The 15,633-nt window shown below is 69.8% G+C and carries 9 protein-coding genes; 7 read left to right on the top strand and 2 right to left on the bottom strand.

Going from position 1 to position 15,633, the window contains the following annotated elements; translation table 11 throughout:
* Nucleotides 1-57 precede the first annotated feature (57 nt).
* The 6 genes from F6X38_RS13095 to glgB all read left to right on the top strand — a co-directional run bounded on the left by F6X38_RS13095 (nucleotide 58) and on the right by glgB (nucleotide 9,613).
* A complete protein-coding gene (locus F6X38_RS13095; protein WP_150970278.1) occupies nucleotides 58-1,305 on the top strand; it encodes a urate hydroxylase PuuD in 1,248 nt (415 codons plus the stop codon).
* The gene (gene guaD, locus F6X38_RS13090; RefSeq protein ID WP_150970277.1) at nucleotides 1,302-2,687 is read left to right on the top strand and encodes a guanine deaminase; all 1,386 of its coding nucleotides are present in this window, start codon (nucleotides 1,302-1,304) and stop codon (nucleotides 2,685-2,687) included. Before F6X38_RS13095 ends, guaD begins: the two co-directional genes overlap by 4 nt.
* Before the next feature lie 89 nt (nucleotides 2,688-2,776).
* The gene (locus tag F6X38_RS13085; protein WP_150970276.1) at nucleotides 2,777-3,625 is read left to right on the top strand and encodes a fumarylacetoacetate hydrolase family protein; all 849 of its coding nucleotides are present in this window, start codon (nucleotides 2,777-2,779) and stop codon (nucleotides 3,623-3,625) included.
* A 117-nt stretch (nucleotides 3,626-3,742) separates the two neighbouring features.
* Nucleotides 3,743-5,797 (top strand): alpha-1,4-glucan--maltose-1-phosphate maltosyltransferase, encoded by a 2,055-nt coding sequence (locus F6X38_RS13080; RefSeq protein WP_246191333.1) that lies wholly within the window; start codon nucleotides 3,743-3,745, stop codon nucleotides 5,795-5,797.
* 49 nt (nucleotides 5,798-5,846) lie between these two features.
* Nucleotides 5,847-7,337 carry a phosphotransferase gene (locus F6X38_RS13075; RefSeq protein WP_150970275.1) on the top strand — a complete coding sequence of 497 codons (1,491 nt, stop codon included), beginning with the start codon at nucleotides 5,847-5,849 and terminating at the stop codon, nucleotides 7,335-7,337.
* Nucleotides 7,334-9,613 (top strand): 1,4-alpha-glucan branching protein GlgB, encoded by a 2,280-nt coding sequence (gene glgB, locus F6X38_RS13070; RefSeq protein ID WP_150970274.1) that lies wholly within the window; start codon nucleotides 7,334-7,336, stop codon nucleotides 9,611-9,613. Before F6X38_RS13075 ends, glgB begins: the two co-directional genes overlap by 4 nt.
* On the opposite strand, the gene F6X38_RS13065 is transcribed toward glgB, so the two are convergent.
* Entirely contained in the window at nucleotides 9,544-10,725 is a 1,182-nt protein-coding gene (locus tag F6X38_RS13065; RefSeq protein WP_150970273.1) for a GGDEF domain-containing protein, read from the bottom strand. The genes glgB and F6X38_RS13065 overlap by 70 nt on opposite strands.
* A 108-nt stretch (nucleotides 10,726-10,833) precedes the next feature.
* Complete coding sequence (locus F6X38_RS13060; protein WP_150970272.1) at nucleotides 10,834-14,175, bottom strand: transglutaminase family protein; 3,342 nt, start codon at nucleotides 14,173-14,175, stop codon at nucleotides 10,834-10,836.
* A gap of 225 nt (nucleotides 14,176-14,400) precedes the next feature.
* On the opposite strand from F6X38_RS13060, the gene F6X38_RS13055 reads away from it, so the two are divergent.
* Nucleotides 14,401-15,507 carry a zinc-binding metallopeptidase family protein gene (locus F6X38_RS13055; protein WP_150970271.1) on the top strand — a complete coding sequence of 369 codons (1,107 nt, stop codon included), beginning with the start codon at nucleotides 14,401-14,403 and terminating at the stop codon, nucleotides 15,505-15,507.
* The last annotated feature ends 126 nt before the right edge of the window (nucleotides 15,508-15,633 follow it).

The raw sequence follows: 15,633 nt of genomic DNA, 5'->3' as shown, positions 1-15,633 counted from the left end.
CTGTGCCGCGCGGTCGCCTGTCGCTCGTCCTTGGCCAGAGGAACGGCAAGGCATCCCATGTGGACCTACTTCTACGACTGGCTGAGCTTCGCGGTGCGCTGGACGCATGTCGTCACCGCCATCGCCTGGATCGGCTCGTCCTTCTACTTCATCGCCCTCGACCTCGGGCTCCGGCGGCCCCGCGAACTCCCGGCGGGCGTCGGCGGCGAGGCGTGGCAGGTGCATGGCGGCGGCTTCTACCACGTGCAAAAGTACATGGTCGCGCCGGCCGGCATGCCGGAGGACCTGACCTGGTTCAAATGGGAGTCGTACTCGACGTGGTTGTCGGGCGCGTTCCTCCTGTTCCTCGTCTACTATCTCGGGGCGGAGCTGTTCCTGATCGACCCGGAGCGGGCGAACCTCTCGCCCTTCGAGGCGAGCGCCATCGGCATCGGCGGCATCGCGCTCGGCTGGCTCGTCTACGACCGGCTCTGCAAGTCGCCGCTGCGCCGGAACGACACGGCGCTTCTCGCGGTGCTCTTCGTCTACGTGGTGCTGGCGAGCTTCCTGTTCAGCCAGGTGTTCTCGGGGCGCGGCGCGATGCTGCACACGGGCGCGATGATCGCGACGATCATGACCGCCAACGTCTTCTTCACCATCATCCCGAACCAGAAGATCGTGGTGGCGGACCTGCAAGCGGGGCGGACGCCGGAGGCGCGGCTCGGGGCGGAAGCCAAGCAGCGCTCGCTCCACAACAACTACCTGACGCTGCCCGTCGTCTTCCTGATGCTGTCCGGCCATTACCCGCTGGCCTTCGCGACGACATGGAACTGGGCGATCGCCGGCCTCGTCCTCCTCATCGGCGCCGTGATTCGGCATTACTTCAACACGATGCACAAGACCGGCAAACAGCTCTGGTGGTGCTGGTGGGCGGCGGGGGCGCTGTTCGTCCTCGTGATGGCGCTATCGGGCGCGCCCGGCTGGCGGACGCCAGCACCGCCGCCGGAAGCCGCCGAGCGCTGGACCAAGGACCCGGAACTGGCGCTCGCGAGTTCGGCGCATTTCGACGAGGCGGAGGGGATCGTCCAGTCGCGCTGCTCGATGTGCCATGCGCGGCAGCCGCTCTGGCCGGGCGTCGGCATCGCGCCGAAGCACGTCTATCTCGAAACCGCAGGCGACATCGTCAGGAATGCCTCGCTGATCGAGCGGCAGGCGGTCCGGAGCCATGCCATGCCGCCCGGCAACGTCACCGGGCTCGAGCCGGCCGAGCGCGAAGTGCTGGCAGCGTGGCTGGCGAGCGGCGACGGACGGGGAGGGGGCTCGTGAGCGCGAGCGCCGAGATCCGCCTCGCCGTCCGGGGCCGGATCGTCTCCTTCGACGGCGGGCCGGGCGACGCGCCGACGGTGCACGAGCAGGGCGTCGTGCTGGTCGATGCCGAGGGCCTCGTCGCCGCGGTCGGCGACGCCGCCGAACTCCTGCCGACGCTGCCGCCAGGCGCGAGGGTCTGCGACCACCACCGGCACATCGTGATGCCGGGCTTCGTCGATCCGCATCTCCACATGCCGCAGACGCAGGTGGTCGGCTCGTTCGGCACCGAGCTGATGGAGTGGCTGGCGAAGTACACGTTCCCCGAAGAATCGCGCTACGGCGACCCGGACGTGGCGGAGGCGGCCGCGCGTTTCCTGGTCGACGAGTTGCTCAGGAACGGCACCACCACGGCCGCGGTCTACTGCACCTCGCACCCGGTCAGCGTCGACGCGTTCCTCGCCGAATGCGAGCGCCGGTCGCTGCGGATGCTCGCCGGCAAGGTGATGATGGACCGCAACGCGCCGCCGCGCCTGCTCGACACGCCGGAGCGCGGCTACGAGGAGACCACGGCGCTGATCGGGCGCTGGCACGGGCGCGGCCGGCTGGAGATCGCGATCACGCCGCGCTTCGCCCCGACCTCGACCGACGCGCAACTGACCGCGACGGGGCTGCTCGCCGCCGAGCATCCCGGGCTCGCGATCCAGACGCATCTGTCGGAAAACCATCAGGAGATCGCCTTCGTCGCCGAGCTGTTTCCCTGGGCGGCGGACTACACGAGCGTCTACGAGCGCTTCGGACTGGTGCGGCCGCGCGCGCTGTTCGGCCACTGCATCCACCTCTCCGAGCGCGAGCGCGAGGCGCTCGGAAGAGCGGGCGCTTCGGCGATCTTCTGCCCGACCTCGAACCTCTTTCTCGGCTCGGGCCTGTTCGATCTCGCCGCCACCCGAGCGGCGGGGATCCGGGTCGGGCTCGCCACCGATATCGGCGGCGGCACCAGCTATTCGATGCTGCGCACTGCGGCGGAGGCATACAAGGTGCTGGCGCTGAACGGGCAACGGCTCACCGCCTTCGAGGCGTTCCACCTGATGACCGCCGGCAATGCCGAGGCGATGGGGATGGAAGCGCGGATCGGCCTTCTGCGGCCCGGCATGGAGGCCGATCTGGTGGTGCTCGACACCGGTGCGACGCCGGCGATGCGGCGGCGGATGGAGCGTGTGGAGACGCTCGCGGAGGAGCTGTTCGCGCTGATGACGATGGGCGACGACCGCGCGGTAGTCGCGACCTACGCGCTCGGCCGCCGCGTCCACGACCGGCAGGGCTTCGTCGAACACCCGCTGCCGCCCCGGGCCGACGCTCCCTTCGCGCCGCCGCAGGACGGCGAGGAGGGGGTGGAGCAGTAAAAACGGTTGCTGCGCCGCGACATTCCCCGGCGTCCGCCTATGTGCAGGGCCGACGCCGGCTTCGGCCGGCCTTTCTTGGGGGCCAAACGATGCGGCTGGTGCGGTTCGGCGAGCGGGGGCAAGAGAAGCCCGGCCTGATCGACAAGGACAACGTGCTCCGCGACCTGTCGGGCGAGATCGACGATCTTCGCGGCGAGCACCTGTCCCGTGCCGGCTTGGCGCGCATCCGCGCCCTCGACCCGAAGAGCCTGCCGAAGGCCGATCCCTCGCACCGCCTCGGCGTTCCGGTCGCCGGCATCACCAACTTCCTCGCGATCGGGCGGAACTATGCCGAGCACGCCGCCGAAACCGGCTCGGACGTGCCGACGGAGCCGCTGATCTTCAACAAGGCGATCTCCTCGCTGAACGGGCCGCACGACGACATCGGCATCCCGAAGGGCGCCACCGCGGTCGATTGGGAGGTGGAACTCGCGATCGTCATCGGCGAGCGGGCGCTGAACGTCTCCGAAGGCGAGGCGCTCGATTTCGTCGCGGGCTTCGCGCTCTGCAACGACGTGTCCGAGCGCGAATGGCAGAAGAACCGCGGCGGGCAGTGGACCAAGGGCAAGAGCGCCCCGACCTTCGGCCCCCTCGGACCCTGGCTGGTGACGGCGGACGAGATCGGCGACGTGCAGGCGCTCGACCTCTGGCTCGACCACAACGGCGAGCGGCGGCAGACCGGCTCGACCCGCGACATGATCTTCGGCGTGGCGAAGCTCGTCTCGTACATCTCCGACTTCATGGCGCTGCAACCCGGCGACGTGATCACCACCGGCACGCCGCCCGGCGTCGGCGCGGGGATGAAGCCGCCGCAGTACCTGAAAGGCGGCGACCGGCTGGCGCTCGGCGGCACGCGGCTCGGCGAGCAGCGGGCGCGGGTTCTCGGCGGCGAAGGCTGACGCTTTTCCGGGCCGCGGCCGCAACCCTCTCGGCGCTCCGGCATTGCCCGAGACGAAACCGTGAGGACCCGCCTTCCACCGGGAGGCGTTCGACAGGCGAACAACGGCGAGGTGCTTGTGTCCAACGTGATCGAGAAGACGAAGCAGGCGACGGCGAAGGCCGCGACGCAGGTGATGGGACCGGTCTCGGAGCCGGCGCACGACGCCCGCCTGATGACGCTCGCCGAGAACCGCGTCGTGATCGAGGGCGTCGCGCCCGAGATCGACGGCGGCCGCTTCGCGGTGAAACGCTTCGCCGGCGAACCTTTGATCGTCGAGGCCGACGTCTTCGCCGACGGGCACGACAAGATCGACTGCTCGGTGCTTTACCGCGAGGTCGGCGAGGCGGCCTGGAGCGAGGCGCCGATGAGCTTCGTCGAGAACGACCGCTGGCGAGCGACGATCTCGTTCGCCGAGAACGGCCCGGCGCAGTTCACCATCATCGCCTGGCGCGACCTCAACGCCTACTGGCGCTACGAGGCGGGCAAGAAGCGCGAGGCCGGCATCGACATCTCGCTGGAACTGGTCGAGGGTCGCGAGCTGGTGGAAGCGGCGCTCTCGTCCGGCCGCGGCTCGGACAAGGACGTCGAGGACACGACGGCGCTGCTGCGCCGGCTGGAGGACCTGGCGAAGGGCGGCGACAAGGACGGGCAGTACGCCCTTCTCACCGCGACCGACACGGTGAACCTCCTCTACCGGACGGGGGTCCGGACCAATCTCAGCCGCTACCATGTCGACGTGCCGGTCTGGGTCGACCGCGAGCGCGCCGCCTTCTCGGCCTGGTACGAGCTGTTCCCACGCTCGCAGTCGGGCGATCCTGCCCGGCACGGCACCTTCGCCGACGTCGAGAAGCGGCTGCCCGACATCAAGGAGATGGGCTTCGACGTCCTCTATCTCCTGCCGATCCACCCGATCGGCAAGACCAACCGGAAGGGGAAGAACAATACGCTCACCCCCGCGGCCGACGACCCGGGCTCGCCTTACGCGATCGGCTCGGCCGAGGGCGGCCACGACGCGATCCACCAGGAACTCGGAACCTTCGAGGACTTCGCCCACCTCGTGAAGGCGGCGAAGGACCATGGAATGGAGATGGCGATCGACTTCGCCATCCAGTGCTCGCCCGACCATCCATGGATCAAGCAGCACCCGGAATGGTTCGACTGGCGGCCGGACGGCACGATCAAGTTCGCCGAGAACCCGCCGAAGAAGTACGAGGATATCGTCAACGTCCACTTCTATCGTGGCGCGATCCCGTCGATCTGGACCGCCTTGCGCGACATCGTCCTGTTCTGGATCGACAAGGGGGTGCGCATCTTCCGCGTCGACAACCCGCACACGAAACCTTTCCCGTTCTGGGAATGGCTGATCGCGGAGGTGCGGCAGGTCGATCCCGGCGCGATCTTCCTCGCCGAGGCCTTCACCCGGCCGAAGCTGATGAAGCGCCTCGCAAAGGTCGGCTACAACCAGTCCTACTCGTACTTCACCTGGCGCAACGCCAAGTGGGAGCTGGAGCAGTACCTGCGCGAGCTGACGACGGAGGAATGCGCCGATTTCATGCGGCCGAACTTCTTCGTCAACACGCCGGACATCAACCCCTTGTTCCTGCAGACGAGCGGGCGGCCGGGCTTCCGCATCCGCCTGGCGCTCGCCGCGACGCTCGGGGGCAACTACGGCGTCTATTCCGGCTTCGAGCTTTGCGAGTACAAGCCGGTGCCGGGCAAGGAGGAGTACCTCAACTCCGAGAAGTACGAGATCCGCGCCTTCGACTGGAAGCGGCCCGGCAACATCCGCGACGACATCGCCTTCTTCAACCGCATCCGCAACACGGAACCGGCGCTGAAGAGCTTCACCGATCTCGCCTTCTTCAACTTCTGGAACGACAACGTCCTCTATTACGCCAAGCGGACGCCGGACCGGTCGAGCTACCTCCTGTTCATCGTCTCGCTCGACCCGTTCGATGCGCAAGGGGGGAACTTCGAGGTGCCGCTCTGGGAACTCGGGCTTCCCGACAACGCCACCGTCCAGGTCGAGGCGCTGGCGAGCGGCGAGCGCTTCGAATGGCGCGGCAAGATCCAGCACTGGTGGCTGAACCCGGCCGAACGGCCCTACGCCGTATTCCGAATCACTCCCTGAGGCGCGGCGTCCCGCGTTTCTCCCCTCGATACCGCCAGCGAGTTCACCGATGAGCCAGCCCGGTTCCCTGCCGCACGACCAGTCGCCCGCGGACGCCTCCGCTTCCTTCGCCGATGCCGACGTCGCCGCCTTCGTCGCCCAGCAGCGCTGGTTCGCGGCGAAGTCCGGCGCGTCGAACGGCGCCGGCACGACCGTGCTCGGCACGTTGCCGGGCCATCCGGACTACGTGCTGGCGGAAAGCCGGCTCGACACGGTGGACGGCCGGCAGAGCTATTTCCTGCCGCTGTCGAGCGGCGGGACGGCGGCCGATCCGAGTCATCGCGTCGCGGGCGGGGCCGTCGACGGTGCGCGCGACGGGGCGCTGGTCGCGGCCTTCGTCGCGCTCCTGACGGAAACGCGCGACCTGCCGCTGGACGGCGGGGCGGCGTTGCGCGTCGAGGTTTCCGAAGCCGCGAAGGATCTGGCGGCGGCGGCGCGCGAGATCGCGCCGGAGCATATCCGCCCGATCAGCGGCGAGCAGTCGAACACATCCATTCTGGTGGGTCCGGTGGCGATCCTGAAGCTCTACCGACGGCTGCGCGACGGCATCCAGCCGGAACTCGAGGTGACGCGCTTCCTGACCGAGAGGACGCAGTTTCGCGCCGCGCCGGCCCTCCTCGGTTCGGCGGTGCTGCGTCGCGGCGACGGCACGGAAGCCGCGGTGGCGGCGCTGTTCGAGCGGGTCGAGAACCGCGGCGACGCCTGGGCGGTGGTGCTGGACGAGCTCGTGCTCGAACTCCACGGCGAAACGCCGGCGAACCGTTTCGACGCCGGTCCCGTGCTCGGGCGGCGCACCGGCGAGATGCATGCGGGCCTTGCCACCCGCACCGGCGATCCGGCCTTCGAGCCGGAGCCGATCGACGCGGCGCGTCTCGACGGCTTCGTCGCCGGCGCGCGCCACGAGACCGAGGAGGCGCTGGCGGTGCTGGAGCGCGTCCGTCCGAATCTGGCGGAAGCCGATCGCGCCGATGTCGACCGTCTCATCGACGCCAAGGCCCGGATCGGCGCGTTCTTCGACTCCTTCCGCGACATGAAGGTGGCGAGCTTCGCCACGCGCATCCACGGCGACTACCATCTCGGCCAGGTGCTGGTCTCGGCGGCGGGCGACGTCACCATCCTCGATTTCGAGGGCGAGCCGGGCGCCTCGCTGGAGGAGCGGCGGGCGAAGTTCTCAGCCCTTCGCGACGTCGCCGGCATGCTGCGCTCCTTCGACTACGCCGCCTTCGCGGCGCTCGACCGGATCGGCGGCGAGGAGGCGGTGCGCTTCCGGGCAGCCGCGACCGACTGGCGCGACCGGACGAGCGCGGCGTTCCTCGAAGCCTGGCAGGCTGCGTCCGGCATCGACCTTGCCGACGAGGCGAACGGCCGGCTCCTCGACCTCTTCACGCTGCAGAAGGCGCTCTACGAGCTTCGCTACGAGGCCGCGATGCGCCCGGCATGGCTGTCGATCCCCCTTCGCGGCATCACCGCGCTTCTCGAAAAACGGCAGGTCCTCGCATGAGCCAGACTGAAACGGCGATCCACCACCATCCGGGCGAAGGCGCGGCCTGGGCGCTGGAGCACGGGCGGCACTACGACCCGTTCTCGGTGCTGGGCCCGCACGCGGCGGAGGGCGGCATGATCGTGCGCGCCTATCGCCCCGGCGCGGAATGGGCGGAGGTGATCGACGCCGGCGGCAAGGTGCTGGCGCGGCTGGAGGCGCTCGGCTACGACGGCCTGCATTCCGGCTTCGTGCCGGGCCTTGGAGCCGGCCAGCCCTACCGCTTCCGCTTCCACCACAAGGGCACCGACTGGGAGGAGGAGGACAGCTACCGCTTCGGCCCGATCCTCGGCGAGCTCGACGCCTTCTATCTGGCGCAGGGCACGCACAACCGCCTCTACGAGGCCTTCGGTGCGCATCCCTTCGAGATGGAGGGCGTCCAGGGCGTGCGTTTCGTGGTGCTGGCGCCGGATGCGCAGCGCGTCTCGGTGATCGGCCACTTCAACGGCTGGGACGGGCGGCGGCACGTCATGCGCTTCCGCCACGACTGCGGCTCGTGGGAAATCTTCATTCCCGGCATCGGCAAGGGCGAGGTCTACAAGTTCGAGGTCATCGGCATCCGCGGCGACATGCAGCCGACGAAGCAGGACCCGGTCGGCTTCCTGCACGAGCAGGCGCCGTCCACCGCCTCGATCGTCACGGGCCTCGTCGAGCATGACTGGCGGGACGGGGAGTTCCGCGCGCAAGGCCAGGACTGGCAGGACGCGGGCAAGCCGATCTCGATCTACGAGGTGCATCTCGGCTCCTGGCGGCGCGGCGACTGGAACGCGGTCCTCGACTACGACCAGATCGCCGGCCAGCTCGTGCCTTACGTGCAGGAGATGGGCTTCACGCATGTCGAGTTCCTGCCCGTTTCCGAGCACCCGTTCTACGGCTCCTGGGGCTACCAGCCGATCGGCCTCTTCGCGCCCTCGTCCCGCTACGGCAGCCCGGAAGCCTTCGCGCGCCTCGTCGACGCGCTGCATCAGGCGGGCATCGGCGTCATCGTCGACTGGGTGCCGGGGCACTTCCCGACCGACATCCACGGCCTCGCGCGCTTCGACGGCACCGCGCTCTACGAGCATCCGGACCCGCGGCGCGGCTTCCACCAGGACTGGAACACGCTGATCTACGACTACGGGCGGACGGAGATCCGCAACTTCCTGTTCTCCAACGCCCTCTACTGGATCGACCGCTTCCACATCGACGCTCTGCGCGTCGATGCCGTCGCCTCGATGCTCTACCTCGACTATTCGCGAAAGCACGGCGAGTGGGAGCCGAACGTCTTCGGCGGGCGCGAGAACCTCGAAGCCATCGCCTTCCTGAAGGAGACCAACGAGCGCGTCGGCGGCCTCTATCCCGCCGCCTCGACCCATGCGGAGGAGTCGACCGCCTTCCCGAACGTCTCGCGTCCGACCTATGCGGGAGGCCTCGGCTTCCACTTCAAGTGGAACATGGGCTGGATGCACGACACGCTGCATTTCATGCAGGAGGACCCGGTCAACCGGCGCTACCACTTCCACCACATGACCTTCGGAATGGTCTACGCCTATTCGGAGAACTTCATCCTGCCGCTCAGCCACGACGAGGTGGTCTACGGCAAGGGCTCGATCCTCGGAAAGATGCCCGGCGACCAGTGGCAGCGGTTCGCGAACCTTCGCTGCTACTACGGCTTCATGTGGGCGCATCCCGGCAAGAAGCTCCTGTTCATGGGCGGCGAGTTCGGGCAGTCGGCGGAATGGAACCACGACCAGTCGCTGGATTGGCACCTCCTCGAATACCCCGAGCACAAGGGCGTGCAGCGGCTGATCCGCGACCTCAACACGCTCTACCGCGAGGTGCCGGCGTTGCACCGGCTCGACTGCGACCCCGCCGGCTTCGAATGGGTCGACACCGAGAACGCAGGGGAGAGCGTGCTCGCGTTCCTGCGCAAGGACGGCGAGGGCCGCGCGGCGCTGGTGGTCTGCAACTTCACGCCGGTGGTGCGCGAGAACTACCGGGTCGGCGTACCCTACGACGCCTTCTGGGTCGAGCGGATGAACACGGACGCCGAGATCTACGCCGGCTCCAACGTCGGCAACATGGGGGGCCGCCAGGCCGAGGCGGTCGGCGCGCACGGCCGGCCGTTCTCGGTGTCGCTGACGCTGCCGCCGCTGGCGACGCTCGTGCTGGTCGCGGAGGACGCGCCTCAGGCGGCGCGCGTCGCGAGCGGGGCCGAAGCCGCGACGATGGGCGGCGCTTCCGCGATCACCACCTGATCGCGGCCGGCGCGCTTCGCCCGGTAGAGCGCGCCGTCCGCTTCGCCGAGGAGCCGGGCGAGGTCGGCGCCCGGCCGGTTGGCGGCGACCCCGGCGCTGGCGGTCGCGCCAAGCGACAGCGTGAAGTGCAGCGCCACTTCGGTCGTGTAGAGTTTCGAGACCGCGGCCGCGAGGCGGCGGGCGTCCTCCGCGCCGCAGCCCGCGAAGACCGCGGCGAACTCCTCGCCGCCGAGCCGGCCGAAGACGTCGCCGATCGACAGTTCCTTCGCAACGACGCGACAGAAGGTTCGAAGCACCTCGTCGCCCACGCCATGGCCGTGCCGGTCGTTGATCGTCTTGAAATGGTCGAGGTCGAAGACGACCAGCGCGGCGAGCGGCTGCTCGGCGAGGAGCAGCGTCGCCTTGGCGGTGAAGGCGCGACGGTTGTCGACGCCGGTGAGGAAGTCGGTCTCGGACGCCGCCACCAGCCGCCGCTCCGTCGCCTCGCGCGCCATCATCAGCAGCGCGGCGGGTGCGAAGGCCGACCAGAGCACGCCCTCGATCATCGTCGCGGCGAAGTTCGCGCCGCTGAACAGGACCTCGCCTTCGATGCCGGACAGCGTCACGCCGATGCGCAGGAGGAAGAACGCGCCGTGCGCCGCGAACATCGCGCGCACCAGGCGGCGCGAGGCGAGCGAGACCGGCTCGTGCCGCTCGCCGAGCGCGCTGGCCGCCTGGAAGCTGAGCCCCGCGAGCGCGAGCCCGGTCACGACGATGCGCGTTTCAACCGGGGCGTACTGACCCCAGACCAGCCAGCCGAGCGCGAAGGCGGCCACCGCGACGACGAAGGACGGGGCGATCCGCCGGCCGCCGAAGAGCATCGCACCCGCGGTGATCGCGGCGTAGCCGAGGAGGAGGGCGACATTCGACAGGCCGATCGACACGAAGCTCGCGACGCCGCCGTCGAACATCCGGAGCAGACAGCCGAGACCGACGAGCCCGTAGCCGGCCGCCCAGAAACCCATCTCGCGCTGGTGGGCGGCCATGGTCCGGCGCTGCCAGAGCGTCAGGCAGGCGCCGACGAACGTCGTTCCCACGATCAGGAGATAGAGCGTGCTGACGTCGATTCGCATCTGGCCGTCCGACTGGCGTTGGCGGGCGCAACCTTAGGCCGCAATCGCCAAGGTTCCCTTGCGTTGCCGGGCTGTCCGCCCGGATGGTGAACGAATTCGAAACATCCCTCAGCCGGTCGGCGGCGGCGGACGGCGGAGATCCAGCGTCATCGGGAAGAGCGGATGCGGCGCCTCCCGCGCCGGCTCGTATGCGCCGGGCGTGTGGCCGATCGCCTCAAACCGCGCGAGGCGGCGGGCTTCGGCCTCGTAGGCGTTGACGGGACGCGTCTCGTAGTTTCGCCCGCCGGGATGGGCGGCATGGTAGCGGCAGCCGCCGAGCGAGCGGCGCGACCAGCGGTCGTGGATGTCGAAGGTCAGCGGTGCGTGGACGGGCAGCGTCGGATGGAGCCCGGTCGCCGGTCCCCAAGCCTTGAAGCGCACCCCCGCCACCGCCTCGCCGACGCGGCCGGTCGCGGTGAGCGGCACCTCGCGGCCGTTGCAGGTGACGACGTGGCGGGCCGGATCGAAGTTCGCGAGCTTGACCTGCAGGCGCTCGACGGAGGAATCGACGAAGCGCACGGTGCCGCCGATCGCCCCCGTTTCGCCCATGACGTGCCAGGGCTCCAGCGCCTGCCGGAGTTCCAGCGAGACGCCCTCGTATTCGACCTTGCCGCAGAAGGGGAAGCGGAACTCGCGCTGGGCCTCGAACCATTCGGGCCGGAGCGGATAGCCGGCGCGGGCGAGCTCGGCGAGGACGGTCTCGAAGTCCGCCCAGAGGAATTCCGGCAGCATGAAGCGGTCGGCGAGCGCCGTCCCCCAGCGCGCGAAGCCGCCGTCCGCCGGCGTCTTCCAGAGCATGGCCACCAGGGCGCGGATCAGGAGCTGCTGCGCGAGGCTCATCCGCGCGTCCGGCGGCATCTCGAAGCCGCGGAATTCGACGAGGCCGAGCCGGCCGGTCGGCCCGTCCGGCGAATAGAGCTTGTCGATGCAGATCTCGGAGCGGTGCGTGTTGCCGGTGACGTCGACGAGGAGGTTGCGGAACAGCCGGTCCACCAGCCAGGGCGGCACGGCGTCGGAGTCGGCCGGCGAGGGCACCTGCGCCAGGGCGATCTCCAGCTCGTAGAGCGCGTCGTGCCGGGCCTCGTCGATGCGCGGCGCCTGGCTCGTCGGGCCGATGAACAGGCCGGAGAACAGGTAGGAGAGCGAGGGGTGCCGCTGCCAGGTCAGCACCAACGACTTCAGGAGGTCGGGGCGGCGGAGGAACGGCGAGTCGAGCGGCGTCGCCCCGCCCAGAACGACGTGGTTGCCGCCGCCCGTCCCGACATGCCGGCCGTCGAGCATGAACTTGTCGGCCCGCAGCCGCGAGGCCCGCGCGTCCTCGTAGACGGCGGTGGTGATCGCCACCGCCTCGTCCCAGGACGCGGCCGGGTGGACGTTCACCTCGATGACGCCGGGGTCCGGCGCGACGCGGATGACGTTCAGGCGCGGGTCGGCCGGCGGCGCGTAGCCCTCGATCAGCAACGGCAGATCGATGCCGGCCGCGGCGTCCTCGACCGCGGCGAGGAGGGCCAGATAGCTCTCCACCGCCTCCAGCGGCGGCATGAACACGCAGAGCCGGCCGTCGCGCGGCTCGACGGCGAAGGCGGTGCGCACCGTCCCCTCGATCTCCGGGACGGGTTCGCGTTTCGCCGGCGGCGCTTCCGCGTCCATGCGCTGCTCGCCGCCGCCTGTCGCCAGCGACTGCGCCATGGTGCCGAGCGACTGGCGCATGGCGTCCGGGAGCGGCGGCAGGTCCCGCGTCGGGTCGGCCGGGTGGAGGAAGGGAAAGTCCTCCGGCGGCAGATGGTAAAGCGAGGACAGCGGCAGGCGGTAGCCCATCGCCGAGTCGCCGGGCGCGAGGAACAGGGCGCTGCGGCGGACGCGCCAGCGCTCCGACCGCCAGGGAACCTCGCCATCCTTCGCCTCGGCCGCCAGCGGCAGCACCCAGCCGACCGGCCGGTCGAGGCGGCGGTCGAAGACGCGGGCGAGGCGGGCGCGCTCCTCCTTATCAGTAAGCTTCGGATCGCTCGCCTCGACGTTCCCCGGCAGTTGCGCCTCGCGGGCGATCCAGTAGGAGGCGTCCTCGAAGGCGGGTGCGGCGTTGCCGGGGTCGAGCCCGAGCCGTTCCGCCACGCGCTTCACGAGGGTTTCGGCATCCGCGACGCCCGGCTCGGCGGCGGAATCCTCGCGGCCGATCCGCTCCGGATCGCGCCAGACCGGCAGGCCGTCGCGCCGCCAGTACAGCGAGAAGGTCCAGCGCGGCAGCGTCTCGCCCGGATACCACTTGCCCTGCCCGTGATGCAGGAAGCCGCTTGGGCCGAAGCGCTTCGCCAACCGGCGGAGGAGGTCGTCGGCGAGCGGGCGCTTTGCCGGCCCGACGGCCTCGGCGTTCCATTCGGGCGCCTCGAAGTCGTCGATCGAGACGAAGGTCGGCTCGCCGCCGGTGGTGAGGCGGACGTCCATGGCGGCGAGGTCCGCGTCGACCTTCCGGCCGAGCGCGTCGAGCGCCTGCCAGCTTTCCTCCGAGAACGGATAGGAGACGCGCGGGCGCTCGGCGACGCGCACGACGCTCATGTCGAAGTGGAACTCGGTCTCGGCATAGTCCACCGCGCCGGTGATCGGGGCGGCGGAGCGGTAGTGCGGCGTCGCGGCGAGCGGCACGTGGCTCTCGCCGGTGAGGAGGCCGGAAGTCGGGTCGAGCCCGACCCAGCCGGCGCCGGGGATGTAGGCCTCGGCCCAGGCGTGGAGGTCGGTGAAGTCGTGCACCGTCCCCGCCGGCCCATCGAGCGCGACGAGATCGGGTTTGAGCTGGATCAGGTAGCCGGAGACGAAGCGCGCCGCGACCCCCAGGTGCCGCAGCGCCTCGACGAGGAGCCACGACGTGTCGCGGCAGGAGCCCGACGCTCGTTCCAAAGTCTCCTCCGGCGTCTGGACGCCGGGCTCCATGCGGATCAGGTAGCGGACCTCGTCGGCGAAGCGCCGGTTCAGCCCGACGAGGAAGTCCACCACCGGTGTCGGGGTCCGGTCGACGGTGGCGAGGAAGGCCGCAAGCCGCGGACCCGCGGGCTCGGCCGGCTCACGGTACGCCGCGAGGTCGCTTGCCAACGCCTCGTCGTAGGCGAACGGCCAGCGTTCGGCCGATTCCTCCACGAAGAAGTCGAACGGATTGTAGACCGTCATGTCGGCGAGAAGGTCGACCTCGACGCGGAACTCGCGGGTCGGTTTGGGAAAGACGAAGCGGGCCAGCCAGTTGCCGAACGGGTCCTGCTGCCAGTTCACGAAGTGCTTCTCGGGCCGCACCTTCAGCGAATAGGACGGCACGCGCGTCCTCGAATGCGGCGCGGGGCGCAGCCGCACCACCTGCGGCCCCAGCCGGACGGGCCGGTCGTAGCGGTAATGCGTGACGTGGTGGAGGGCGGCGAGGATCGACATCGGGGCCTTGCGGAACGGCTGCGGCGACGCATGACCATAGGCACCCCGCGCGGGGTCGCCAAGCGCCTCGGCCTCGATCGCTTCGCATCTGCGAAAAGACCGCTCAGTGAGCGGAGCGGGATGGGAACCGGCTCCGGCCCCAGCCATTTACGCACCGTCCGCGCCTGCCCGGCCGTGCCTCGCGCGCCGCCGTTTCCCGTCCGCCGCGCTGCTCAAGGTTCCGCGATGAAGCTCTTCTCCTGCCCCGCCTGCGAACAGGTGGTGTTCTTCTCGAACGTCGTCTGCGAGCGCTGCAAGCACGCGCTCGGCTACGAGCCGGACTCGAACCGCATGCTGGCGCTGGAGCCGAACCGCGAGACCGGCTTCTGGACGGCGGTCGGGCGCGGCGCGGCCGGCGAGGGCTGGAAATACTGCGACAACTACCGCTACGGCGTCTGCAACTGGCTCTTGCCCTTTGAGAGCCCGGAGACGCTTTCGCTCGCCTCGCGCTTCAATCTGGTGATCCCGGACCTGTCGGAGCCCGCGAACGTCCTCCTCTGGCAGAAGATGGAACTAGCCAAGCAGCAGCTGTTTTACGCGCTGCTGCGGCTGAAGCTGCCGCTGGTGACGAGGAACGAGCATCCGGAGGGGCTCGGCTTCCAGTTCCTCAGCGACCTGGACGGGCAGAAGGTGATGACCGGCCACGACAACGGTCTCGTCACCATCGCGCTGGCTGAGGCCGACGACGCGGTGCGCGAGGAGCGCCGGCACGCGATGGGCGAGCCCTACCGCACGCTGCTCGGCCATTTCCGCCACGAGATCGGCCACTGGTACTGGGACCTCCTCGTGCGCGACGGCGGGGCGCTGGACGAGTGCCGCGCCGTCTTCGGCGACGACAGGGCGGATTACGGCCAGGCGCTGCAGGACCACTACGCCGCCGGGCCGAAGCCGGACTGGCAGAGCGAATACGTCTCGTCCTATGCGGGCGCGCATCCGTGGGAGGACTTCGCCGAGACCTGGGCGCACTACCTCCACATCGTCGACACGATCGAGGTCGGCGGCGCCTACGGCCTCGCCATCCATCCGCGGCTCGACCGGGAAGGGGTTCTGACCACCGACCTCGACTTCCGGGTCTACGACGACGCGACGACGATCGAGCGGATCGTCGAGGCGTGGCTGGCGCTGTCGGGCGCGCTGAACTCGTTCAACCGCGCCATGGGGCACCAGGACCTCTACCCGTTCGTCCTGTCGCCGGCCGTAGTGGCGAAGCTCGGCTTCATCCACGACCTCGTACACGGCCGGGTCGGGCATGGCCGCCAGGCGGTCGAGGAGCAGCGCCGGCTCGCCGCGTAGCGACATCTCGCCCCGCCGCTTCGGGGCCCAAGCAAAAAGCCGTGCGGACCGCTGGACGCTTGCGGCCCCGGCCTCAATTAGCCGCCGTGACGGCACGATGCCGACCGCAGGACATATCCCGGCGAC

Source organism: Plantimonas leprariae (assembly GCF_008802405.1).
Taxonomy (GTDB): Bacteria; Pseudomonadota; Alphaproteobacteria; order Rhizobiales; family Rhizobiaceae; genus Plantimonas; species Plantimonas leprariae.
Note: the sequence above shows the minus strand (reverse complement) of the source record. Positions and strands in the feature narration are given on the sequence as shown.